Source organism: Phenylobacterium sp. (assembly GCF_965284355.1).
Classification (GTDB): Bacteria; Pseudomonadota; Alphaproteobacteria; order Caulobacterales; family Caulobacteraceae; genus Phenylobacterium.
Window position 1 is genome coordinate 4638027 of the sequence record NZ_OZ260078.1, and the last position, 23200, is coordinate 4661226.

Here is a 23200-nt window from a genome sequence, read left to right on the forward strand (position 1 = left end):
CCTGCCGCGGGGGCATCTGCGGCGTCGCTTCCAGCCCGTCACGAAACGCCCTATACCTCGGGGCCAGGGCAGGATTAACGAGGGCAAAGTTACATGGCCGGACTACTCGCCAACTTCCGCAACACGATGATCGTCAGCTTCCTGCTGGCCCTGGTCATCGTCGCGGGCTACCAGGTCCACCACGGCTCGATGGACGCCACCTTCTGGCAGGCCGTCTTCCGCTGGCTGCACACCTTCTTCGGCATCCTGTGGATCGGGCTGCTCTACTACTTCAACTTCGTCCAGATCCGGAAAATGCCGGAAATTCCCGCCGAGCTGAAGCCGGCCGTCTCCAAGTACATCGCCCCCGAGGCGCTGTTCTGGTTCCGCTATGCGGCGCTGGCCACCTGGATCATGGGCGTCATCCTGGCCTTCTCGCGCGGTTATCTGGTCGACGCCTTCACGCTGGGCGCGCTGCAGGGCTTCGCCAATCCCCAGGTCACCTTCATCGGTCTGGGCATGTGGCTGGCCACGATCATGTTCTTCAACGTCTGGGTGTTCATCTGGCCCGCCCAGAAGATCGCCCTGGGCATCGTCGAAGGCGACGCCGACGCCAAGGCGGCCGCCGGCAAGAAGGCGATGCTGTTCTCGCGCACCAACACGCTGCTGTCGGTGCCGATGCTGGTCACCATGACCATGAGCCAGACGATCTTCGCCTAACCCACGAAGACAGGATACGGAGAGGCCCGCCGTATTGGCGGGCCTTTTTCGTTAGACGCTTGGGCATGAGCGACGACCTCGACGACCTGATCCGCCGCATGGACCCCGACCGTTGGCTCTCCAGCCGGTTCATCGGGGATGCGGGTCGCCGCGCCGACGTCATTGCGATCTACGCCTACGATCACGAACTGGCCCGTGCGCCCAAGGTGGCCAGCAATCCGCTGCTGGGCGAGATCCGGCTCACCTGGTGGCGCGAGATGCTGGACGAGGCCTACGAAGGCCGTCACGTCCGTCACCACCCGACCGCTCAGGCGCTGGCCGATGTGATCAAGCGCCATGACCTCCCGCGAGAGGCGCTGGAGGCGATGATCGACGCGCGCTACCGCGAGTTGGATGCGACGCCGATGACGGCGGACGAGGCGCTGGAATGGGCGCGTGGGACCGGAGGGGAGGCGGCTCGGCTCTCGGCGCAGATCCTCGATCCGGGGCCACGCTCCGACAAGGCGGTGTCTGGCGGCGTGATCTGGGCGTTGGGCCGCCGCGAGCCGGAGCTGGTCGCGGGACAGGCAGGGGTGGCGCGAGCCGACGCCCGCACTCTGAGTCCCGCCGCGTTTCCGGCCGTGGCGCACGCGGCGCTGGCCCTGCGTCCGGGCGGGTCGGAAGTCCGCAGGCGCCTGCGCCTGACCTGGGCCGTGGCGCGCGGGAAGCTCTGATCCCTCCCTCCCCATCAAGGAAGGAAGGTCAGGCCGGCTCGAGCGCCTTGGCGTTCTCGACCCAGCTCTTCAGATCGGCCAGCGCCCGCTCGCCCATGGCCCGCTTCTTGAGCCGCGTCTTCTCCTTGGAGCCCAGGCGGTTTCCCTCGGCGTCGCGCTTCGGCGGCGCGATCGGCGGCAGCAAGCCGTAGTTGATGTTCATCGGCTGGAAGCTGCCCCTCCCACCGTCTCGGGGGCCGCCTTCCAGGTGCCCGCCGGTGATGTGGCCCACCAGGCCGCCTAGCGCCGTCGTCTCGGGCGGCGCCTCGATCGGCTTGCCCAGGCGTTCGGCTGCGGCGAAGCGGCCGGCCAGCAGACCCACCGCGGCGCTCTCCACATAGCCCTCGACCCCCGTCACCTGGCCGGCGAACCGCAGTCGCGGATCGGCCTTGAGGCGCAGGTTCGTATCCAGCAGGCGCGGCGAGTTGATGAAGGTGTTGCGGTGAAGGCCGCCCAGCCGGGCGAACACGGCCTTTTCCAGGCCCGGGATCATCCGGAAGATGTCGGTCTGGGCGCCGTGCTTCAGCTTGGTCTGGAAGCCGACCATGTTCCACAGCGTGCCCAGCGCGTTATCCTGGCGCAGCTGGACAATGGCGTGGGCCTTGACCAGCGGGTCGCGCGGATTGGTCAGCCCCACCGGCTTCATCGGTCCGTGACGCAGCGTCTCGCGGCCGCGCTCGGCCATCACTTCGATCGGCAGGCAACCGTCGAAGTAGGGCACGTTCTCCCAGTCCTTGAACTCTGACTTCGGCCCTTCGAGGATCGCGTCGATGAAGGCCTCGTACTGCTCCTTGGTCATCGGGCAGTTGATGTAGGCGGCCGCGTCGCCGCCGGGGCCTGCCTTGTCGTAGCGCGACTGCCGCCACGCGATGTCCATGTTGATCGAGTCGAAGTTCACGATCGGCGCGATGGCGTCGAAGAAGGCCAGCTGGCCTTCGCCGGTCAGGTCCAGGATCGCCTGCGCCAGGGCGGGCGAGGTGAGGGGACCGGTGGCCACGATCACGCTGTCCCACTCGGCCGGCGGCAGGCCCGCGATCTCCTCCCGGGCGATGGTGACCAGTGGATGCGCCTCCAGCCTGGCCGTCACCGCCTGGGCGAAACCATCGCGGTCGACCGCGAGCGCGCCGCCGGCCGGCACCTGATGGGCGTCCCCGCACGCCATGATGATCGAGTTCAGCGCGCGCATCTCGGCGTGCAGCAGGCCTACGGCGTTGCTGGTCCAGTCGTCGGCGCGGAACGAGTTCGAGCAGACCAGCTCGGCCAGGTGGTCGGTCTGGTGGGCGTCGGTGCCGCGGACGGGTCGCATCTCGTGCAGGACGACGGGGACGCCGGCGCTCGCGATCTGCCAGGCGGCCTCGGAGCCGGCCAGGCCGCCGCCGACGACGTGGATCGGGGTTGTTGTCGTAGGGGTGGGAGACATGCGTGACGTCCTAGCAACGATCCGCCGGGATCGCGAGCGAGGCCTTGCGAGCGCTTGCACGGTCAAGGCGGCGCGCGGCAATAAGGGTCCCCCGGCATGCGGGGGCGAAGGGACGAGGATGACTGGGTTTTCGGCGACGGACGCCGCGCTCGAAGGGTTTCGAATCACCCGCGAACGGCCGAAGGCCCTGTTGGCGTGGACAGTGTTCTGCTTCCTCGTGAACGTCGCCAGCATCCTGATCTCGGTCAACATGCCCAAGGAAGCCCGTGACGCCATGGCGTCGCTACAGACCGATCCAAGCCAGGCGCCGGATATGGATGCCCTGACTTCGGCGCTGCTGGTGCTTTCGCCCATCCTGGCGTTCGGGCTGGCGGTCCAGTGCGTGATGGCAGCGGCCGTGTATCGGATCATCCTGAAGCCGGCGGACGAGAAGTTCAGCTACCTGCGCCTCGGCAAGGATGAGCTGCGGCTGATGGCGCTGACCCTGATCTACGTCGTCCTGGGCGTGATGCTGCTGGCGGTTGCGCAGCTCTGCATCGGCATCGTGGTCTTCATCGCCTCGTTCCTGGGTCAGGCGGTGATGGCGTTCGTATTCTCGGCCGCCGAACTCTTCGCCATCGGCATGTTCTTCTATGTCGCGATCCGGATGTCGCTGGCGCCGGTGATCACCTTCGACCGCGGCAGGCTCGCGATCCTCGATTCGTGGGCGCTCACGAAGGGGCAGTTCTGGCGGCTGCTGGGCGCGTACGTCCTTGCGATCTGCTGCGTCGTGGTGGTCTCGCTGTTGGCGATCATGCTGTTCAGCATGCTGGCCGGACTAGCGGTCCTCGCGACGGGCGGCACGCTCGCCGACCTGTCGGGGATCTTCCAGCCGGACGAGACCAAGCTCTCCAGCTATCTGAACCCGTTCATGATCGCCTACATGATGGTCGGCAGTGTGTTCACGGCCATCTACTACGCCGTCATCGCCGCGCCGGGCGCGTGGGCCTATCGGGGCCTGACGGGGGGCGAGGGCCTCCAGAACGACGCCCCCGCCGCCGCCATCTAGGCGCTCGCGCTGGGGCGCGCCGTGACCCGGTCGTGCCAGGCCTTGAGGTTGGCGAACTCGGCCTCCATCGGCAGGCCGATCCAGGTGGCGAAGTCGACCGTCGAGAGCAGGCAGATGTCGGCCATGGTGTAGGTCTCGCCGGCCACGAACGGCTTTTCGGCCAGTTCGCGATCCAGCCACGTCTGGGCGCCCACGTAGAGCGCCTTGTTGGACTCGCCGAAGTCCTTGAACTGGGTCAGCAGCCGCGCCGTGAAGGGGTGGGCGTGGCGCCAGTACATGCCGACCGGGCTCATCACCTGGAACTCGACCCGGCGGATCCACATGTCGACGTTGGCCTTCTCAACCGGCGTCCGGCCGAACAGGGGCGGATCGGGCTGGACCTCATCGAAGTAGCGGCAGATGGCGACGGTCTCCGAGATGCAGGTCCCGTCGTCCAGCTCCAGCGTCGGCACCTGACCCAGCGAGTTGCGCGCCTTGTGCTCGTCGCTCTTATGCTCGCGCTTCATCATGTCGACCGGCGTTTCGGGCAGGTCGATGCCCTTCTCGGCCAGGAAAATCCGCACGCGTCGCGGATTTGGCGCCGGCATCGGCGCGCCGTAGAGCTTCATTTTAGGCCTCCCCTTCGAACTGGAAGGGGAGGCTATTTCGAACGGCCGTTCAAAGCCAACGCTAGTCGCGGAGGGACGCCGGAACCTTGCCCCCGTTCTTGGCCAGCGCGGCCCAGACCGCCTTCGAGAGCGCGATGTTCTGCTCGGCGCTGCCATGGGCGCCGGCGTTGACGCCAAGGTCGGCCGCCAGCTCCTTGCGGGCCTCCAGGCTGGAGTCGAGGTCCAGCATCTTCAGCAGGTCGACGATCGACGTGCGCCAGTTGCCGCCGCCACCCTTTTCGGCGGCGATCTCGGTCAGGATAGCCTCGACGTCGACGGGCGCGGGGGCGGGGGCCGCAGCCGGCGCGGCCTGGGTCGTGGCCGGCGTGCTGGCCGGAGCGGCGGCGGCCGCAGCGACCTTCGGCTTGCGGTGGAAGATCTTGTCCATGATCGAGCTGAAGATGCCCATCGGTGTGCCTCCTGTTTGGGAGACGGGACAACTCCGACGTGGGGGCTAGGTTGCGCGGTTACGCCCCGACCAGCTTCTTCTTCCGCTCGCCCTTACGCTGGCGGTGCCGCTCCAACAGGTCGTGGAGGTAACGGCCGGTCCAGCTCTTCGGGTTGGCCGCCACATCTTCGGGACTGCCCTGGGCCACGATCTCGCCGCCGCCGTCCCCGCCCTCGGGGCCGAAGTCGACGATCCAGTCGGCGGTCTTCACCACGTCGAGGTTGTGCTCGATGACCACTACCGTATTGCCCTGGTCCGCCAGCTCATGGAGCACTTCCAGGAGCTTCTTCGTATCCTCGAAATGCAGGCCGGTGGTGGGCTCGTCCAGGATGTAGAGGGTCTTGCCCGTGGCCCGCCGCGACAGCTCCTTGGACAGCTTGACGCGCTGCGCCTCGCCGCCCGAGAGGGTGGTGGAGGATTGGCCCACCTTCACGTAGCCCAGGCCCACGCGCTTCAAGGTCAGCATTTTCTCGCGAAGCACCGGCACCGCCTTGAAGAACTCGGCCGCCTCCTCGACCGTCATGTCCAGGACGTCCGAGATGCTCTTGCCCTTGAACAGGACCTCCAGCGTCTCGCGGTTGTAACGCTTGCCGTGACAGACATCGCAGGTGACGTAGACGTCCGGCAGGAAGTGCATCTCGATCTTGATCAGGCCATCGCCCTGGCAGGCCTCGCAGCGGCCGCCCTTCACGTTGAACGAGAACCGGCCCGGCCCGTAGCCGCGCGCCTTCGCCTCGGGCAGGCCGGCAAACCAGTCGCGGATAGGCTGGAAGGCGCCGGTGTAGGTGGCCGGGTTGGACCGGGGCGTGCGGCCGATCGGCGACTGGTCGATGTCGATGACCTTATCGAAGTGCTCCAGCCCCTCGATCCGCTCGTGGGCGGCCGGCGCGTCCGAGGCGTTGTGCAGCCGCCGAGCGGCGGCCTTGTAGAGTGTCTCGATCGTGAAGGTGGACTTGCCGCCGCCGCTGACGCCGGTGATGCAGGTGAACGTGCCCACCGGAATCTCGGCGGTGACGTTCTTCAGGTTGTTGCCGCTCGCGCCGACGACACGGATCACCTTCTTCTTCGAGATCGGGCGACGATCCTCGGGCACCGCGATCTCGCGCGTGCCCACCAGGTACTGGCCCGTGATGCTGTCGGGGTTGGCCATGATGTCGGCCGGCTTGCCCTCGGCGATGACGTGGCCGCCGTGGACGCCCGCGGCCGGACCCATGTCGATGACGTGGTCGGCGGTCATGATCGCCTCCTCGTCATGCTCGACCACCAGCACCGAATTGCCCAGGTCGCGCAGGCCGCGCAGCGACTCCAGCAGGCGGGTGTTGTCGCGCTGATGCAGGCCGATGGAGGGCTCATCCAGGACATAGAGCACGCCGGTCAGGCCCGAGCCGATCTGGCTGGCGAGGCGGATGCGCTGGCTCTCGCCGCCCGACAGGGTGCCCGAGGCGCGCGAGAGGTTGAGGTAGTCCAGACCGACGTTCACCAAGAACCGGAGACGATCGTTGATCTCCTTCAGGATCCGGCGGCCGATCTCCATTTGCTTGGGGGTGAGCTGGCTTTCCAGCGCCTCGAACCACTGCTGGGCGTTGCGGATCGCCAGCCGGGAGACTTCGCCGATGTGCTGGCCGGCGATCTTTACCGCCAGGCTCTCCGGCTTCAGGCGATAGCCCTCGCAAGCCAGGCACGGCGTCTCGGACTGGTAGCGGCCCAGTTCCTCGCGGACCCACGAACTGTCGGTCTCCCGCCAGCGGCGCTCGAGGTTCGGCAGCACGCCCTCGAAGGTCTTGTTGACCTCGTACTTGCGGGCGTTGTCGTCGTAGATGAAGCGGATCTTCTCCGCGCCCGAGCCATAGAGGATCACGTTCTTGGCCGGCTCGGGCAGCTTCCAGAACGGCTCGTCCATCGAGAAGTCGTAGTGGCGGCTCAGCGCCTGCAGGGTTTGGGTGTAGAGCGGCGAGGGGCCCTTCGCCCAGGGCGCGATGGCGCCCTTGTGCAGGCTCTTGTCCTTGTCGGGTACGACCATGTCGGCGTCGAAGGCCAGCTTGGCTCCCAGGCCGTCGCACACTGGGCAGGCGCCGTAAGGGTTGTTGAACGAGAACAGCCGGGGCTCGATCTCGCTGATCGTGAAGCCTGAGACCGGACAGGCGAACTTCTCGGAGAACAGCAGCTGCTTCGGCGTCGTCTCGCCCTCGGCGAGGTCGGCCCATTCGGCCACGGCGATGCCCTCGGCCAGCTTCAGCGCGGTGGCGAGGCTGTCGGCGTAGCGCTGCTCCTGGCCCGGCTTGGTGACGATGCGGTCCACGACGATGTCGATGTCGTGCTTGAACTTCTTGTCGAGGACGGGGGCGTCCTCGATCAGCATCAGCTCGCCGTTGACCTTGACCCGCTGGAAGCCCGCCTTCTGCCACTCGGCGAACTCCTTGCGGTACTCGCCCTTGCGGCCGCGCACGACGGGCGCCAGCAGGTTGAGCCGCGTGCCGTCCGGCAGGGCGACCAGCTTGTCGACCATCATCGAGATGGTCTGGCTCTCGATCGGGAGGCCGGTGGCCGGCGAATAGGGCACGCCCACTCGCGCCCAGAGCAGGCGCATGTAGTCGTGGATCTCGGTGACTGTGCCGACCGTCGAGCGCGGATTGCGGCTGGTGGTCTTCTGCTCGATGGAGATCGCTGGCGAGAGGCCCTCGATGAGGTCCACGTCGGGCTTGCTCATCAGCTCCAGGAACTGGCGCGCATAGGCGCTCAGGCTCTCGACGTAGCGGCGCTGACCCTCGGCATAGATGGTGTCGAACGCCAGGGAGCTCTTGCCCGAGCCCGACAGCCCCGTGATCACGACGAGCTCGCCGCGCGGGATGTCGACGTTGACGTCCTTGAGATTGTGTTCGCGAGCGCCGCGAACGCGGATCAGATTGTGCTGGTCAGCCATAAGGTCCCGGAAACACGGAGAGCCCACGGAAAGGTCCATCCGCGAGACCGCCTAATGTAGGTGACGGGACTCACGCATAACACAGGAACGCAAAGCGAACATAGATCCTGCGGCATCGCGCACGCGAGGCTTGCTGACACCACGGTGGCAGCAGGAAGAACAGGCCGGGAATCCCTTAGGCCCGCCGTTGTCCCGCCCAGCCGTAGAGGAACGCCATCACGCCGACGTAGCCTGCCAGCGCCAGCACCGGCGCGGGTCCGAACCCTTCGGGAGCCAGGGCGAGTGGCGAACCGGAGTTGGTCACGACGATCAGGCCGGCCAGCGCCACATTGAACAGGCTCTCGCCCACAATCAGGCCCGAGACCACCAGCACCCCCAGGCGCTTGGCGGACTCGCTATCGGGCCTGCCGGCGAGCCGGCGATCGTACAGCCAGCCGGCCACCGCGCCGATGACCACGGGCAAGGTGAGCGTCGCCGGCAGGTAAATGGCCATGCCCACGCCGAGGGGCGGCAGGCTGTAGCGCCGGGTCCGCCGCAGCAGCTCGTCGATGACGATCAGCGCCACGCCCACCAGCACGCCCACGCCGATCAGGCCCCAGTCCAGGTCGTGGCTGATGACGCCCTTGGCGATGGTGGAGATCAGGGTCGCCTGCGGAGCCGGCAGGGGCTGGTCCGAGATGCCGGCCATCGGCGATCCGGCGAAGCCGTTCGACCGGTTCAGCAGCTCGAGCACTGGCGGGATCACCGCCGATCCGGCGATCACGCCGATGACCAGCACCGCCTGTTGCCGCCAGGGCGTGGCGTCGACCAGCTGGCCGGTCTTGAGGTCCTGCAGGTTGTCGTTGGCCGCAACCGCCACGGCCAGCAGTACGCCGGTCACCAGCAGGGCGAAGGCGACCAGCGGCATCGGATCGCGCAGCATGGCGCTGGCCCCGATGGTGGCCACGATCAGCGAGGCGCCCAGCACCGCCAGGATGGCCAGGCCCGACACGGGACTGTTGGACGATCCGATCAGGCCAGCCATGTAGCCGCACACCCCGGCGACCAGGAACCCGGCGATGGCGATGTAGGCCAGGGTCGCCAGGGTCAGCGGGATCGCCAGGCCCGCCAGCGGTCCGCCTTGGAGGAAGTTGAAGATCAGCACGCCCATGGGGATCAGGCAGAGGCCCGAGACCACGGCGACCATGCCGATGGGGATGTCCTGTTCCGCCCGGGCCATGGCGCCCGCGCCCGGCGCGCCGCGGCGGGCCTGCGCGGCCAGCGCCCCGACCAGACCGTTCCACACCGGCGCGGCCAGCTTGGCCAGGGTCCAGATCGCGGAAATGGCGATGGCGCCCGCGCCGATGAAGCGCACCTTGGTGGTCCAGACCGCTCCGGCCGCATCGGCCGCTGAGGCCGCGGCGTCGGGATAGAGCGTGCTGAGGATCGGCACCGCCACGACCCAGGCGATCAGCAGGCCGGCCAGCATCGCCATGCCGACGGCGATCCCCATCAGGTGGCCGGCGCCCAGCAGCGCCAGCGACATCGACGCGCCGACCCCGGTCGCGCCGGCGCCCACCCGGAAGAAGCCCGCGACCTCGCCCGCGAACACCCTCATGCCGACGAGCAAGGCGTAGATCGCCGAGGCGGCGCTGCCCAGGATGATGGCCGTCAGACCCCGCTTGCCGTCCGCCGCCTGCTCGGCGCTGCCGCCGCGCACGCCGGAGCCCACCTTCAGCACCTCGGCCGCGGCGACGCCCTCGGGGTAGGGGAGCGGCGAGTTGGTCACCAGGGCGCGGCGCAGGGGCACCGTGTACATCACGCCCAGCACGCCCCCGATCGCGCAGAGGCCGAACGTCGTCCAGAAGGGAAAGCCCGTCCACGCGCCCACGATCACCAGACCCGGCAGTACGAAGATCACCGACGCCATCGCCCCCGCCGCCGACGCGACGGTCTGGACGATGTTGTTCTCCCAGATGGTGGAGTCCTTGAAGGCGCTCAGCAGCGCCATCGAGATGATCGCCGCCGGGATCGACGTGGCGACCGTGAGGCCGACCCGAAGGCCCAGGTAGACGTTCGCCGCTGTGAACACGAGGCAGATCAGAATGCCCAGGATCACGCCCCGGACCGTAAGCTCTACCCGCCGGGCCTCGGCCCCCGTCGCTGTCGTCACGCGCTGTCCCCCGAACTGGCTTCCGGGTTAGACCCCGCGAAGTGCATGGGCTCAAGTCATCGCACGCGGCGCATTTCCAACAGATCCAGTTTGGACTCGTAGGCTGGCCATGGAAACGCGACGCGCCAGCGCTCGTCGCCCACGCGGCGCACCTCGCCGATCATGTTGCGATCGGCCTCCGACCCGTAGCGCGGCGTGCGGACCTCGTTTCCGAGTTCAAGAACGCCGACGAATCTCGCCGCGCGCCGGCTGTCCGGGCAGATCAGCCCGACGGGACGCTGGGATCCGGTGGTCTTCTTCAGGATCAGGTCTCCGCCCGGCGTCAGCGTCACCATGCAGCGGAACCAGCCGTAGGCGATGTAGGGCAGCATGCCGTCGCCCGCCGAGCCCAGCTTGATCGTTCGGCACTGGTAGCGGCCGGGTGTCGGCTGAGGACGCTTCAGGTCTATGCGCGGGTCGGCGACGGGCCCCAGTCTGCGAAGGTCATCTCCGTGACCGGCGGCAACGACGTCGTGGCGGGCGGCCTTCCAGGCCTCGTCCAGGCGCGCGTACCGCTGGACGTCGGCCTGAGTGGGCTGGCAGGTCATCTCCTCCGCGGCGGCGCCTGTCGCCAGGGCGCAGATCGCGAGTGCAAGGCAAAGCTTCATCTGCCTATGGGATCAGAAGCGCCGTTTGAAGGCGACCCGCGTCGGGCTGACCCGCAGGCCCTGGTCGTCCGACCATTCGCCTTTGGGGCGGATATCGACCTCTGGAATATCTTCGGCCGCGGACAGGCGTAGCACCATGCTTGCGCTTGGCCGCGCCAGGTTCACCCGGCGCAGGGATTTGGGCGTCCGCTCGGCGCGAGCCGGAGCGCGCGGCTGTGCCGTGGTCGCCGCCATCGTCGGTGCGGCGGCCACGACGCTGGCGGGCCAGGTCTGGGCAAGCGCGGAAGCCGGCGCTGCGGCGAGGCAGGTCACGGCCAGGATGAACTTGAGCGGGCGGTGCACGATGGGCCTCCAGTATGGAACCGCCCCCCTGAACCCCCTCAGATCACTTTGGTTTCCTCCTCACGGCTTCGTCAGGGCTCAGGCTCGATCAATGCGCGCCACAAAGCAGCCGTGGGCCGCGTTGTGGGCGTGGATGTAGGCTGTCGCAGGACTCTCGAACGCGTTGCGGATCGCGGCGTCCAGAGGCTCGTCGCGGGAAAGGTCGGCCCCGATCAGCATCCCCTGATCGTTGAAGATCCGAAGCGCGATCGGGCGCCCCTTCAGCACAGGCGGCAGGCCGTCCTGGACCTTCAGGGTGGCGTCCGCCGCCTCGCGCACGAAGATCGCGTAGGCCGAGCGGTAGGGCGTCGGGGCGCTGTGGCTCTCGTGGTTGAGCAGCAGGACGCTTTCGCCGGGTTGGGCGTCCTGCAGTGTGATGCGGCAGGGATAGCTGGGGCTGTAGTCGGCGGTCCTGCGGATAACGCCGCGGGCGGCCAGGGCCTCATCGGAGAGGGCGAACAGGGGGCGGAAGTCGTCGAGCGGCAGTCCAGTCACGGCGTAGGTCATGTGCGGTCTCCTTCAGGCGACGCGTTTGGATGTTCAGGCGCGGTCGATGCGCGCGGCGTAGCAGCCGGCGCCGGCGTAGTGGGCGTGCAGGTAGGCGGCGTCCGGATTGGCCAACAGGCGGTCTATGGCCTCGGTCAGTACGGTGGTCGCCACGATGTCGGCGTCGACCATCATGCCGGCCGTGTCGAACGCCCGCAGCGATAGGAACTCTCGCGCCGAGAAGGCAGGCGGGATCTCGCCGGGCGCGAAGCGGCGCTCGGACGCGCCCTCGCGGACGAAGATCGCGTGGCGCGACCGGAACGGCGTGTCGGCCGGCTGGTGCTCATAGTTCATCAGCAGGACGGTCTCGCCGGGCTGAGCGTCTTCCAGCGTGAGGCGGCAGGGCGAGCCCGGGCCGTCGATCGTGCGGCGCTGGATTCTCTGCGCCGCCAGGACGTCGTCGGGCAATCCGAACAGCGGCTGGAAAGGGGCGGCGGGCAGGGCGGAAACGATGAATGTCATAGGTGATCTCCTTTGCCCGGAAGATCGTTCGCGGCGCCGCCCGGGCCAATGTGGCGATGCCAACACATGTCCGAAAGCCGCTACAGCGCGTCGTGGAAGATGATCCCCAGGGTGTGACGTCGGCCCGCGCGCAGGCGGCTGACGCCGTGGCGCATATTCACGCGATAGATGCCCTTGCCCCCGCGGACCGGGCGGTGGTGCACCGGAAAGATGACGGCGTCGCCCTGGCGCAGCGGCACGACCTCGACGCGCGACTGCATGCGCGGTCGCTGCTCCGTCAGCACGAACTCGCCGCCTTCGAAGTCGCGGCCGGGCTCGCTCAGCAGGATCGCCGCCTGCAGCGGAAAGACATGCTCGCCATAGAGGTCCTGGTGCAGGCAGTTGTAGTCGCCCGGCCCATAGCGCAGCACCAACGGCGTCGGCCGCACCTGACCGGCGGCGTGGCAGCGCGCCAGATACTCGGCGTGTTCGGCGGGATAGCGGGCGGCTTCGCTCAGCGTGGTGTTCCAGCGGTTCGCGATCTGGGCCAACGGCGGCCACAGCGCGGTGCGCAGGGCCTGGACCGGCTCGGGCAGGGGATAGGCGTAGTATCGGTACTCGCCGCGCCCGAACCCGTGCCGCGCCATCACCACCGTTGAGCGATAGCCGTCGCCGTCGTAGCGCGCCGTGATCGCCTCGCAGGCGGCGGGGTCCAGAAGGCCGGCGATGCGAGCGCAGCCGTGAGCGTCCAGGTCGGCCGCGACGGCGGTCCAGTCGATGTCGGTCATGGCCGGGACATCGCGCCGGCGTACGGCGCGTTCAACCCGCCATGCGGACGCCAGGTCCGTAAGCCGCTAGATCAGCCGCTGGATGTTGGCCTTCCCCAGGTCGGCCAGGCGCGTGACGCCGCACTGGCGCATGGCCTCGAGCAGCTCGTCGTCGATCAGGCGCATCGCGGCGGCGACGCCGTCCTCGCCGAACGCGCCCAGGCCCCAGATGTAGGGCCGCCCGATCGCGACGGCGTCGGCGCCCAGGGCCATGGCTTTGAACACGTCGGTCCCCCGCCGGATGCCGCCGTCGACGATGATCGGGGCCTTGCCGCCGACCGCGGCGACCACCTCGGGCAGCGCCTCGACCGTCGCGATGAGACTGTCTTCCGAGCGGCCGCCGTGGTTGGAGACGATGATGCCGTCGGCGCCGCGGCGCAGCGCCAGCTTCGCATCCTCGCCGGTCATGATCCCCTTCACGAGCAGCGGCGACTTCGTGACTGCCCGCAGGGTCGAGACATAGTCCCAGGTGAAGGCCGGCGCAGAGAAGGTGCGGACCCGGCTTGTGTCGATGCCCTGGTAGTTGGGTCGCCGCAGGTTCTGGGTGGCGCGCTCGGCGGGCGTGCCGTGGCAGGCCTCGCATGGGCGGTCGTCCAGACGCGCGAGGCGCTGCATGGTCTCGCGCCGCATCCCGCCGCCCAGCAGGTCGAGGGTCAGTACGATGGCGCCGGCGCCTGCCGCATCGGCGCGTCGGACCAGCGCCTTGGCGACGTCGATGTCGCTTGTGGGATAGACCTGGAACCAGACGGGCGCGCCGCGGGCCCTGGTGACCTCCTCGATGCTGGTGGACGAGACCGTCGACAGCATCTGCAATGCGCCGCGCGCCTTGGCCGCCCGGGCGGACGCGAGTTCGCCGTCGGGGTGGAAGGCGCGCTGCGCCGACAGGGGGCACAGCGCCACCGGCGAGGCGAACCTCTGCCCGAACAGCGTCACCCCGATGTCGATCCGGCTGACATCGACCAGCCGTCGCGCCCGCAGGCCCCAGCGGGAATAGCCGGCGGCGTTGGCGGCGACGGTCTTGTCGTCGTGGACGCCGGTCATCAGGTAGCCATAGTGGGCCGGCGGGATGTTCCTGGCGGCCACCTCCTGCAGCTCGAACACATTGAGCGCCTGGGCGGCGCTGGTGATCGGCGGGGCGGTCGCGCCGTCGGCCAGCGCGGGTGCGGCCCAAAGGGGGCTGGCGCCCACGAACTGCAGAAAGCGCCTGCGCGCGAGCGCGCCGCCGTGACCAGACATCATCTGACTCCCCCAACCCCGGCGGCGATCCGAACACGTTCGCCGCGTCGGCGCCAGCGTCCCGCGATTGCGCGCCGCAGGGTGCTTGCCTAGATTTCACGCCCTGAACCGAGGAGCAGGCCGATGCGGCGCGCGCTGGACAATCCGACCACCCGATCCGTCCACGTCGCGATGACCCTCCGCCATGCCCGCTCTGATCACGCTCGACGGCCTCAGCTACTCCACGCCTGACGGCCGCTGCCTCTTCGAAGACCTGACCCTCTCCTTTGGGGCCGAACGCACCGGCCTCGTGGGGCGCAACGGCGTGGGCAAGTCCACGCTGTTGCGGCTGTTGCTCGGCGAACTGCCGCCGACCGCGGGCGCGTTCAGCGTGCGCGGGCGCCTGGGCGTGCTACGCCAGGCGCTGATCCCGCCCGCTGGCGCCACCGTGGCGGCGCTGATGGGCGTGGACACCGCGCTTTCTCGCCTGCGCAGGCTGGACGCGGGGGAGGGGACCGAGGACGACGTCGCCGAGGCCGACTGGACGCTCGAGACCCGACTTGAGCAGGCGCTGGCCGATGTCGATCTCGCCGGTCTCGACCTCGAACGTCCTGCGGCCTCGCTCAGCGGCGGTCAGGTGACGCGGGCCTCGCTGGCCGGGCTGCTCGCCGCCGAGCCCGACCTGCTGATCCTGGATGAGCCGACCAACAACCTCGACGCCGCCGCCCGCGACCTGGTGGCCGAGGTGCTGGGCCGCTGGCGGGGCGGGGCGATCGTGGTCAGCCACGATCGGACCCTGCTCCGGCAGATGGACCGCATCGTCGAACTCTCCAGTCTGGGGGCCCAGGTGTTCGGCGGCGACTACGACCTCTACGTCCGGCGCAAGGCCGAGGCCGAGGCGGCCGCCGCCCGCGAGCTGGCCGACGCCGAGAAACAGGTGGCCCGCGTCGCCCGCGAGGTCCAGGTCGCCGCCGAGCGCAAGCAGCGCAAGGACGCCGCCGGCAAGCGCGCCCGGAGCAAGAACGATGCGCCCAAGATCCTGCTCGACGCCCGCCAGCAGCGGGCCGAGACGTCGGGCGCCCGGGCTCTCCACGTCGCCGACCGCTTGCGCGCCGAGGCGTCCGAGGCCTTGGCCGATGCTGATGCAAAGGTTGAGCGTGTGCGCCGCCTGGCCTTCGACCTGCCGCCGTCAGGACTGGCGGCCGGCAAGATGGTCGCCGAAGTCGACGATGTGGCCTTCGGCTGGCCGGGCGGCCTGCCCGTGCTGAAGGGCGTTTCGCTGAAGATCGTGGGTCCGGAGCGCGTGGCGGTGTCCGGCCCCAACGGGTCGGGCAAGACCACGCTGATCCGACTGATCGCCGGAGACCTCACGCCGACCACGGGCAGGATCACCCGCGGGGCGAAGGCGGCGTTCCTTGACCAGCAGACTGCGCTGCTGGGCGACGACGCCACTCTGGTCGCGGCGTTTCGCCGGCTCAATCCACGCGCCAGCGAGAACGCGGCCCGCGCCGCACTCGCGCGCTTCCTGTTCCGCAACACCGCCGCGGAGAAGCCGGTGGCGGCGCTATCGGGCGGCGAGCGGCTGCGCGCGGCCCTGGCGGCGGTCCTGCTGGGCGACGAGCCGCCCCAGCTCCTGATCCTGGACGAGCCGAGCAACCACCTGGACCTCGACAGCATCGGCGCCGTCGAAGCCGCCCTGGCGGGCTACGACGGCGCCTTGCTCGTGGTCAGCCACGACCGGGACTTCCTGGCCGCGATCGGGATCGAGCGAGAGATTTCCCTTCCCATCAAGGGAGGGAAGGGAACCCCGGCGTGATCACGATCTCGCCTTCGGACGCGGCCAGCCGGTGCTTGGCGATCTCCCGGTATTCCGCGGACCCGGCCCAGGCGAGGGCGGCGTCGCGGTCCGGGAAGGCCAGGATGACCAGCCGGCGCGTGTCGGGCGGGCCCTCCAGCACCTCGGGCGCATCGTTCACGGCCAGGATCTGGCCGCCGTACTTGCCGAAGATCGGCATGAAGCCGGCCTCGTACTGGCCGTAGCGCTCGCGGTCGTGAATCGCGATGCGGGCGACGATGTAGTGGGTCATGCGGCAGCCTTCCTGACGACGCGGAACACCGCATTGGCCCGGGCGCACGGCTGGCCGTCGGCGGTGACGAAGGCCTGGGTGAAGCATAGCGTGCCGCCCGGCTTCACGAACACCGTGTCGAACTCCAGCCATTGGCCCGTGTGGGCCGACGCCAGGAAGTCGACGGTCAGGTTCACGGTCACCAGGCTGGAGACCTCGCCCAGCTTGCGCACGCACGACAGGCCCATGGCGTTGTCGGCCAGCGCCGAGATCAGCCCGCCGTGGACGAAGCCGCGACCGTTGCAGTGTGGCGTGCCGACCCGCAGGCCCAGGACCACCGTGTCGCCCGACACCCGCCTCCACAGCGGCTCCCAGGGATCGGTGACGGGGCTCTTGCGATCGTGACGCTCGAAGCCCGCCGGGACGTCGAGGAGGGCCTCCATCACACCGCCCCCGCCAACTGCGCCAGGCTGGTCAGCGTGCCGTGGCAGGCGCGCGCGGCCTCGGCGCCCTTCTGGCGGAAGTGGGCGTGGAAGAAGCCCTGGTGCGTCTCGTGCTCATGGAAGTGATGCGGGGTCAGCACCACTGAGAACACCGGCGTTTCGGTCGCCAACTGCACCTGCATCAGCGCCTGGATCACCGTCTGAGCGACGAAGTCGTGGCGATAGATGCCGCCGTCCACCACGAAGCCCGCCGCCACGATCGCGGCGTAGCGACCCGTGCGGGCCAGCGTCTGGGCATGCAGCGGGATCTCGAAGGATCCGGGAGTCTCGAACTTCTCGATCGCCTCGGGCGGGATTCCCAGGCTCGCCATCTCGTCGACGAAGCCCGTGTGGGCCTCGCGGACGATGTCGGCGTGCCAGAGCGCGTGAACGAACGCGATGCGGCCGGCGCGGTAGGCGCCGTTGGCGGTGGGGAATTCCAGGGTCTTCAGTTCGGAGGTCTTCAGTTGGGTCATGGTTCGTCTCCCTTGGGAGTTTCGAGGACCACGACTCAGGGGGCAGGCCACGCATGCGCAAGGCGGAGCTCCGCCTGACGCAGCTTGGCCGTTCTCATAACCGGACTATGACCGTCGGCTCCGGGATCGCACCGGCTCTGCTCGTCCTTCGCCGAAGCGAAGCGCCCGCGGGCTCGTCCCTCTCTCTTGCGAGGGGAGGGCATTACCGCCGGTGGGGAGTTACACCCCGCCCTGAGAACGTAGGCCGCCGGACGATCCGGCAGCGAAAACCAGCATAGGCCGAAGTTGCGACATCAAACAAGTGTTTGAACGCGTCGAGCGCCGAGCTCCCGGATGTTCGTGCCATCCGGGAGCCGGATCTGCGCTTACACGAATATGTAGTCGGAAGGATCGAGGCTGGTGACGCCCACGAGCGTGAACGTCTCTGACCCGCCGGTATAGGTGACGGTCCACTGGTCGCCGACGTTGCTCAGAGATGCGCCGACCCCGAAGCCCACGAGCCGCGGGACATCACCCGCCGAAGAGCCGTTGCCGGTAAAGTCGACGATACGGTCGCCGCCTGTATGGCCAAGGCCCAGGATGAAGACGTCGTCGCCGGAAAGTCCCTCGAAGGTGTCGGCGCCGTTGTCGCCGGACAGCGTGTCCGACCCGCCGCCGCCGTGCAGGTAGTCGGACCCGTCGCCGCCGAACACGACATCGTTGCCGCCGCCGCCGAACAGTCCGTCATTGCCGCCGCGCCCGTCGAGCGTATCCGCACCGTCCTGGGCCAGGAACGTGTTGGCGTTCGCGTCGCCGGCCAGGGAGTCGTTGTAGTTGGTGCTGTAGATGCGCTCGACCCCGGAATAGACGTCGCCCGCGGCATCGCCCTGGCCGGCCGCGGGGTTGATGAGGTCCAGGACGATGGCGGATGTCGAGGCGAGATAGCTGCCCGTGTCCAGGTTGGCCCCGCCGGAGAAGGTGTCGGCCCCGGCGTCGGCGTTGAACTGATCGTTGCCGGCGCCGCCATAGATCAGATCGCTACCCGACGTGCCCGAAAGCGTGCCGCCTGCCGCGTCGAATTCGATCGCGTCCTTGACGGTGACGGTGATCGTCTCCTGGCGGACGTTGCCGCCGCTGTCGGTCGCCCGGACGGTCACCTGATGACTCGACGCGGTCTCGTAGTCGAGGCTGGCCCCACTCGCCACCACGAGATTGGAGCCGCTGATCGCGAAGTAGGGGCTGGAACCAGGAGCCAGAGTGTAGGTCGCCGTGTCACCGCCGTCGGCCGTGGAGAGCGCCCCGACGATCGTCCCCGACGTCGCCCGCTCAAAGACTCCGTCACCGCCGAGCGCGATGTCGGTGGGCGCGGTGTTGTCCAGGTAGGTCTGTAGCGTCGCCAGCTGGGAGGGGCTGTAGGCGCCCGAGTACATTCGAACGTTGTCGATGGCTCCGTCGAGGAAGCCGTCGCCGTTCCCCGAGCCGATCTTCACAGTGTGGTTCTGTGTATCGAGCCGCGTGGCGATATTGGTCTTGCTGCCGGCGAGCGTTCCGTCAACGTAGATGTAGAGCGCGCCCTTTCCGTTTACAGGATCGGCATTGCCGTCGAAGACCACCACCACAGAGTGCCAGGCGTCGGCCGACACGGCGCTGGCCGTGGTCAGTTCCTGGTACGTCGCGGTGCCGTCGTTAAGCCAGACGTAGGCCTTGAGCTTGCCATCCGACTGGACATCGAGACCGATGAAGCCGTGCTTCTTCAGGATGCGGTCGGTAGCGATGGTGTCGATGTTGACGTCGAGCGCCAGGGTGAACTGGCGTTGGGCGTTGAACTCCGGCGCGTTTGGGACCTCGATGTAGGTGTTCGTGCCGCCGAAGTCGGCCGCGGAGCCTCCGCCGGACCCGGTCACGTAGACGTCGGCGCTCGAGTCGGGCTTCCAGTTCACCGTTCGCGCATAGACCGAGGAATCCAGGACGCCGGTCGAGGACGAGTTGCTCGCTGCCGGGTCGTTCTCGAACTGAAGCTTCAGCAACTCAGGGTGGGTCACGACGATCTTCTTGTCGACGGTGACCGTCCCGACCCCGGGCGTCGTGATCGTGAGCGCGACGTTGTGCTCGCCTGCCGCGGCAAAGCGGTGGGAGACGTTGGCGCCCTCGGCCGTCACGCCGTCGCCGAAGTTCCACGAGTACGTCGTCCCCGGCGCAACCGAGCCGTCCCAATCGACGGCGGAGAACGAAGGCGTCAGCGGCTGCGTACCACTACCTGCGGCGTGGGAGATGAAGGCCACGGGCGGAGCGGCGGCCGTGTAGGGGTCAGAGGCTCCGACGCCTGAGGGCCGGGACCAGCCGGGGATCGGCCGCATATCGTCGAGGCTGGCGCCGTTCAGCGGGTCGACGAACAGGTTGCCCACGTAGTTGGCCCCGTAGGGGTTCGTGTATTGAACGACCACGTTGCCCGAGATCGTGTGCGTGCCCGTCGAAGTGTTGGAGACGGCGGTGGTGATGTTGTCGGTGACTGTGACGTTCTGCGAGACGTTCACGACCGTTCCACCCATCGTACCGTCTGTGATGACGATCCGCCCGGCCGAGCCGACTCCCTGTGTGCCGATGACCGTGTTGTTGGAGACCTCGGAATCGTACCCGCCGTCCATCACGATGCCATTCGGCGCCTGCGTGTAGATGACGTTCTGGGTGATGAGGAAGTTGTCATAGGTGCTGGTGTTGTCGGTATCGACGAACACGCCCTGGACGACCGCGTCTGGCGAAAGCAGGACGTTTCCGCTGATCACCGCATTGCTGGACCCGGCCATAGCGCCGGATGAAACGAACTGGATGAAGTCGTTGTGGCTGCCGCCATAGGGGTGGAAGCCGTAGGCGAGGTTGTTCGTAATTTCGACAGTGTCGACCTGCGCGAAGACGAAGGCGTCGCCGCTCAGCGTATGGACTGTATTCCCGTCCACCACCACGTTCTCGCTGAGCTGAACCACCAGCCCTGTCTTGACGTCATGGAACGTGTTGCCCAGCACATTGACGTTGTCGCAGCTGACGAACTCAAGGCCACTCCTGTTGTTGGTGTTGTCTGCGTCTTCCGTCGAGGCAAACTCGCAGCCTGTGACGGTGATGTTCGTGCAGTTCGTGAATTTGGCGGCGTCGGCCGAGCTGTCACCTGACGTGCGCACGAACTTGAGATTCTCGAACGTCATGCCGTTGCTGTTGCCGATGAGGATCACGTCGATCACCGCGTCGTAGCCCGAGGCCGACGTGATGGTGATCCCGGCGCCGAAGTTCTTGCTGCCGATGTTGAGATTGCTGAGCGCGGTGTTCGTCGCGATCTCGATGCGGTCGCCGGCGACGGCGGCGCCGATGGCGGTGTTGAACTGGGCGACTGTGGTGACGGTATGAACGGTCAAGAGCTTCCCCCGGGAACGCGGTGAGCCACAACTCATGAGTTATAGAAGTCGCAGATGCGACCCGGGGTAATGCTCAGGCAAAGGTCCGGTGGGATGCAAGCTAAGATTGTACATCGGGCGTGTGACCGCAAGGCGACGCTTCGAGCGGTCTGTTCGACGGCGTCGGATTGGCGCTTGCGGCCGCGCCATCGCCCTCGCACATCAAGGCTCAGTTTGGCAGAGGCTTCTCATGTTCGATCACCTGTCTCTTGGCGTCCGTGACCTGGGCGCCGCGCGCCGATTCTACGACGCCTTCTTCGCCCCGCTGGGCGCCAGCATCGCCTCCGAGAAGCCCGGCGAGATCGGCTATGGGCCCGGTGGGGCGGCGGGGTTGTTCTACCTGTATCCGGTCGAGGGCGAGCGGGTGGCGGGTCTGGGGGCGCACCTGGCGTTCACGGCGGAGACGCGCTCTGCGGTCGATGCGGCCTACGCCTCGGCGATGACCCACGGCGCCACCGCGATCCGCGCCGCCGGGCCGCATCCCGATATCGCCCCAGGCTACTACGGCTGTGTGATCCTGGATCCGGACGGCAACAAGCTGGAGATCGTCGCGGGGACGATGCACTGACGCGTCCGTGGGCGGCTAGGCGCGCCGGTTGAGCGTGATCGCCGTGGCCACGGCCGCGGGCGACGGGTTCTGCGTGCCGGTGGCGCCGTAGGAGACAGCCTTGGTGCGCTGGCTGGCGACCTCGTCGGCAATGCACTTGACCAGGCCTTCGGTGACCGTCCGGGCGGCCTCGATGGCGCGGCCCTGGCGGGCGAGCACGGCGTCGAAGGCCTCGGTGGCGCGGATCAGGCGGGTGCGCGACGCCAGCGGCGCGCCCTCGACCAGGCGGGTGTCGGCCCGGACCCTGGCGCTCTCGTGGCGATAGAGGTTGGCCAGGCGCGAGGTCTCTTCCATCAGGCCGGCGGCGTCCTGGGGCCGGCGCTCCTCGAAGGCCTGGGCCTGTGCGGCGATCAGTTCGGTCAGGCGCTCGGTCAGGATGACGAGCTGTTCGACGCGGTCGTCGGCGCCGTTCGCGGCGATGGCCATCAGGTGAGCCCCTGCATCTTGAGCATTTCGCGCTGAATGGTGTCGGCCAGGCCGATGCCGCCCTTCTTGGCCATCTGCTTGCCCATGGCGTCGGTCATCAGAGAGCGGAACATCTCCTCGCCATGTCCGCCGCCGAATGGGCCGTCGGTCTTCACGCCCTCGAACATCTGCTGGAACATGAACGACAGGAACTGGCCCTCGAACTTCTCGGCCGTCTCCTTGGCGCGCGTGCGGATACGCTCCACGGCGTCCGGATCGGTGACGGGCGCCTGGGTCTTCGACAGGTCGGTGGTCGGGATGGGCCGCAGCAGGGTCGGCGAGAGGGTCGTCGGCGAGATCAGGTCGGCCATCACATCACCTCGATCTCGGCCTGCAGCGCGCCCGCGGCCTTGATGGTCTGGAGGATCGAGATCATGTCGCGCGGGGTGACGCCCAGGGCGTTGAGGCCGGCGACCAGGTTCGACAGCGAGGTCCCGCTCTTTACCGTCAGGAACTGCTTGCCCTTCTCCTCTTCGACCGAGACGTCGGACTGCGGGATCACCGCGGTCTCGCCGCCGCGCGAGAAGGGGTTGGGTTGGCTGACGGCGGGCTGCTCGCGGACCGTGATGGTCAGGTTGCCCTGCTGGATCGCCACGGTGGAGACGCGCACCGCATCCCCCATCACGATCACGCCGGCGACCTCGTCGATCACCACCTTGGCCGGCGAGTCCGGTTCGACCGACAGGTTCTCGATCTGGGCCATGAACTGCACGAGGTTCTGATCGCCGGCGGGGCGGACGGCGACGATCGTCGGGCTTTCGGCGCGGGCTGAACCGGGGAAGGCCTCGTTGATCGCCTCGGCGACGCGGCGGGCGGTCGTGAAGTCGGGATTACGAAGCGTCAGGCGCATCTGGCCCATCGCGGCCAGCTGGAAGCGGACTTCGCGCTCGACGATCGCGCCGCCGGCGATGCGGCCCGCGGTGGGCACGCCCTTCAGCACGGTCGAGCCCGAGGCGCCGCCGGCGCTGATCGAACCGGTCTGCACGGTGCCTTGCGCCGCAGCATAGGCCTCGCCGTCGGCGCCCAGCAGCGGGGTGACCAGCAGCGTGCCGCCCAGCAGGCTCTTGGCGTCGCCCATGGCCGAGACCGTCGCGTCGATCTGCGAGCCCGGCGCGGCGAAGGCCGGCAGCTTGGCGGTGACCATCACTGCGGCCACGTTCTTGGTGTTGAGGTTGGCGTCGCGGACGTTGACGCCCAGCCGCTCCAGCATCGCCTCGAGGCTCTGCTTGGTGAAGGGGGCGTTGCGCAGCGCGTCGCCCGTGCCGTTCAGGCCCACCACGATGCCGTAGCCGATCAGCTGGTTCTCGCGGACGCCTTCGAACTCGACGATGTCCTTGATCCGCGACTTGGCGAACGCAGGGCCGGCCCCAAGGGAGAAGAGGGCCAGGCTGGCGGCGAGGAAGAGGGCGGAGAGCAGACGCATCGGCGACCTTCGGGCACAGAGTTCGCCGCCACCTCGCGAGAACTGTGCCAATCGAAAAGTCGTGGAAAAACAGCTGCCCGTCGCTGCGGGCGGCAAAGATCGACTAGGCAGATTCC

General features: G+C 68.2%; 23 protein-coding genes and 1 riboswitch. Of the genes, 5 read left to right on the plus strand and 18 right to left on the minus strand.

Annotation, left to right across the window (positions count from 1 at the left end; genetic code table 11):
* Positions 1–93: 93 nt before the first annotated feature.
* Positions 94–699, plus strand: coding sequence for a urate hydroxylase PuuD (locus ACQ66R_RS22830; RefSeq protein ID WP_293363762.1), 606 nt, complete (start codon positions 94–96; stop codon positions 697–699).
* 65 nt (positions 700–764) lie between these two features.
* The gene (locus tag ACQ66R_RS22835; RefSeq protein ID WP_430425856.1) at positions 765–1412 is read left to right on the plus strand and encodes a squalene/phytoene synthase family protein; all 648 of its coding nucleotides are present in this window, start codon (positions 765–767) and stop codon (positions 1410–1412) included.
* Between the two features lie 28 nt (positions 1413–1440).
* Here ACQ66R_RS22835 and trmFO read toward each other — a convergent pair whose 3' ends face one another.
* Positions 1441–2871, minus strand: coding sequence for a methylenetetrahydrofolate--tRNA-(uracil(54)-C(5))-methyltransferase (FADH(2)-oxidizing) TrmFO (gene trmFO, locus ACQ66R_RS22840; RefSeq protein ID WP_430425858.1), 1431 nt, complete (start codon positions 2869–2871; stop codon positions 1441–1443).
* Between the two features lie 118 nt (positions 2872–2989).
* Here trmFO and ACQ66R_RS22845 point away from each other — a divergent pair, with 118 nt between their 5' ends.
* Complete coding sequence (locus tag ACQ66R_RS22845; protein WP_430425860.1) at positions 2990–3919, plus strand: hypothetical protein; 930 nt, start codon at positions 2990–2992, stop codon at positions 3917–3919.
* Here ACQ66R_RS22845 and ACQ66R_RS22850 read toward each other — a convergent pair.
* From ACQ66R_RS22850 to ACQ66R_RS22895, 10 genes are all read right to left on the minus strand, one after another.
* On the minus strand, positions 3916–4527 hold the full coding sequence (locus ACQ66R_RS22850) for a glutathione S-transferase family protein (protein WP_430425862.1): 612 nt from the start codon (positions 4525–4527) through the stop codon (positions 3916–3918). The two genes, ACQ66R_RS22845 and ACQ66R_RS22850, sit on opposite strands and share 4 nt — an antisense overlap.
* Before the next feature lie 61 nt (positions 4528–4588).
* A complete protein-coding gene (locus ACQ66R_RS22855) occupies positions 4589–4975 on the minus strand; it encodes a DUF3597 domain-containing protein (protein WP_430425864.1) in 387 nt (128 codons plus the stop codon).
* 58 nt (positions 4976–5033) lie between these two features.
* Positions 5034–7934: an excinuclease ABC subunit UvrA gene (gene uvrA, locus ACQ66R_RS22860; protein WP_430425866.1), complete on the minus strand. Its 2901-nt coding sequence runs from the start codon at positions 7932–7934 to the stop codon at positions 5034–5036.
* A gap of 175 nt (positions 7935–8109) precedes the next feature.
* The gene (locus tag ACQ66R_RS22865) at positions 8110–10086 is read right to left on the minus strand and encodes an OPT family oligopeptide transporter (protein ID WP_430425868.1); all 1977 of its coding nucleotides are present in this window, start codon (positions 10084–10086) and stop codon (positions 8110–8112) included.
* Between the two features lie 56 nt (positions 10087–10142).
* Entirely contained in the window at positions 10143–10733 is a 591-nt protein-coding gene (locus ACQ66R_RS22870; RefSeq protein ID WP_430425870.1) for a DUF4893 domain-containing protein, read from the minus strand.
* Between the two features lie 12 nt (positions 10734–10745).
* On the minus strand, positions 10746–11075 hold the full coding sequence (locus ACQ66R_RS22875; RefSeq protein WP_430425872.1) for a hypothetical protein: 330 nt from the start codon (positions 11073–11075) through the stop codon (positions 10746–10748).
* Positions 11076–11153: 78 nt separating this feature from the next.
* Positions 11154–11621 carry a DUF1203 domain-containing protein gene (locus ACQ66R_RS22880; RefSeq protein WP_430425874.1) on the minus strand — a complete coding sequence of 156 codons (468 nt, stop codon included), beginning with the start codon at positions 11619–11621 and terminating at the stop codon, positions 11154–11156.
* 33 nt (positions 11622–11654) lie between these two features.
* A complete protein-coding gene (locus ACQ66R_RS22885) occupies positions 11655–12122 on the minus strand; it encodes a DUF1203 domain-containing protein (RefSeq protein ID WP_430425875.1) in 468 nt (155 codons plus the stop codon).
* A gap of 80 nt (positions 12123–12202) precedes the next feature.
* Positions 12203–12889: a 2OG-Fe(II) oxygenase gene (locus tag ACQ66R_RS22890; protein WP_430425877.1), complete on the minus strand. Its 687-nt coding sequence runs from the start codon at positions 12887–12889 to the stop codon at positions 12203–12205.
* A gap of 66 nt (positions 12890–12955) precedes the next feature.
* Positions 12956–14167, minus strand: a complete 1212-nt coding sequence (locus ACQ66R_RS22895; protein WP_430425879.1) for an alpha-hydroxy acid oxidase — start codon at positions 14165–14167, stop codon at positions 12956–12958.
* Between the two features lie 181 nt (positions 14168–14348).
* Between ACQ66R_RS22895 and ACQ66R_RS22900 the strand changes: the two genes are divergently transcribed.
* Positions 14349–15959 carry an ABC-F family ATP-binding cassette domain-containing protein gene (locus tag ACQ66R_RS22900; RefSeq protein ID WP_430425881.1) on the plus strand — a complete coding sequence of 537 codons (1611 nt, stop codon included), beginning with the start codon at positions 14349–14351 and terminating at the stop codon, positions 15957–15959.
* On the opposite strand, the gene ACQ66R_RS22905 is transcribed toward ACQ66R_RS22900, so the two are convergent.
* From ACQ66R_RS22905 to ACQ66R_RS22920, 4 genes are all read right to left on the minus strand, one after another.
* A complete protein-coding gene (locus ACQ66R_RS22905; protein WP_430425883.1) occupies positions 15931–16230 on the minus strand; it encodes a DUF1330 domain-containing protein in 300 nt (99 codons plus the stop codon). The genes ACQ66R_RS22900 and ACQ66R_RS22905 overlap by 29 nt on opposite strands.
* Positions 16227–16652, minus strand: a complete 426-nt coding sequence (locus ACQ66R_RS22910; RefSeq protein WP_421935317.1) for a PaaI family thioesterase — start codon at positions 16650–16652, stop codon at positions 16227–16229. The genes ACQ66R_RS22905 and ACQ66R_RS22910 overlap by 4 nt, the downstream gene beginning before the upstream one ends.
* Entirely contained in the window at positions 16652–17167 is a 516-nt protein-coding gene (locus ACQ66R_RS22915) for a 6,7-dimethyl-8-ribityllumazine synthase (RefSeq protein ID WP_430425886.1), read from the minus strand. Before ACQ66R_RS22915 ends, ACQ66R_RS22910 begins: the two co-directional genes overlap by 1 nt.
* Positions 17168–17253: 86 nt before the next feature.
* Positions 17254–17410, minus strand: a riboswitch (FMN riboswitch).
* Between the two features lie 122 nt (positions 17411–17532).
* A complete protein-coding gene (locus tag ACQ66R_RS22920; RefSeq protein WP_430425888.1) occupies positions 17533–20550 on the minus strand; it encodes a LamG-like jellyroll fold domain-containing protein in 3018 nt (1005 codons plus the stop codon).
* A 229-nt stretch (positions 20551–20779) separates the two neighbouring features.
* Between ACQ66R_RS22920 and ACQ66R_RS22925 the strand changes: the two genes are divergently transcribed.
* Positions 20780–21157: a VOC family protein gene (locus ACQ66R_RS22925; protein ID WP_430425890.1), complete on the plus strand. Its 378-nt coding sequence runs from the start codon at positions 20780–20782 to the stop codon at positions 21155–21157.
* Positions 21158–21172: 15 nt separating this feature from the next.
* On the opposite strand, the gene ACQ66R_RS22930 is transcribed toward ACQ66R_RS22925, so the two are convergent.
* Genes ACQ66R_RS22930 through ACQ66R_RS22940 form a run of 3 tightly spaced genes read right to left on the minus strand, consistent with a single transcriptional unit; the run spans position 21173 to position 23084 of the window.
* Entirely contained in the window at positions 21173–21622 is a 450-nt protein-coding gene (locus ACQ66R_RS22930; protein WP_430425892.1) for a flagellar basal body protein, read from the minus strand.
* A complete protein-coding gene (locus ACQ66R_RS22935; RefSeq protein ID WP_430425894.1) occupies positions 21622–21972 on the minus strand; it encodes a rod-binding protein in 351 nt (116 codons plus the stop codon). Before ACQ66R_RS22935 ends, ACQ66R_RS22930 begins: the two co-directional genes overlap by 1 nt.
* Complete coding sequence (locus tag ACQ66R_RS22940) at positions 21972–23084, minus strand: flagellar basal body P-ring protein FlgI (RefSeq protein WP_430425896.1); 1113 nt, start codon at positions 23082–23084, stop codon at positions 21972–21974. Before ACQ66R_RS22940 ends, ACQ66R_RS22935 begins: the two co-directional genes overlap by 1 nt.
* Positions 23085–23200 lie beyond the last annotated feature (116 nt).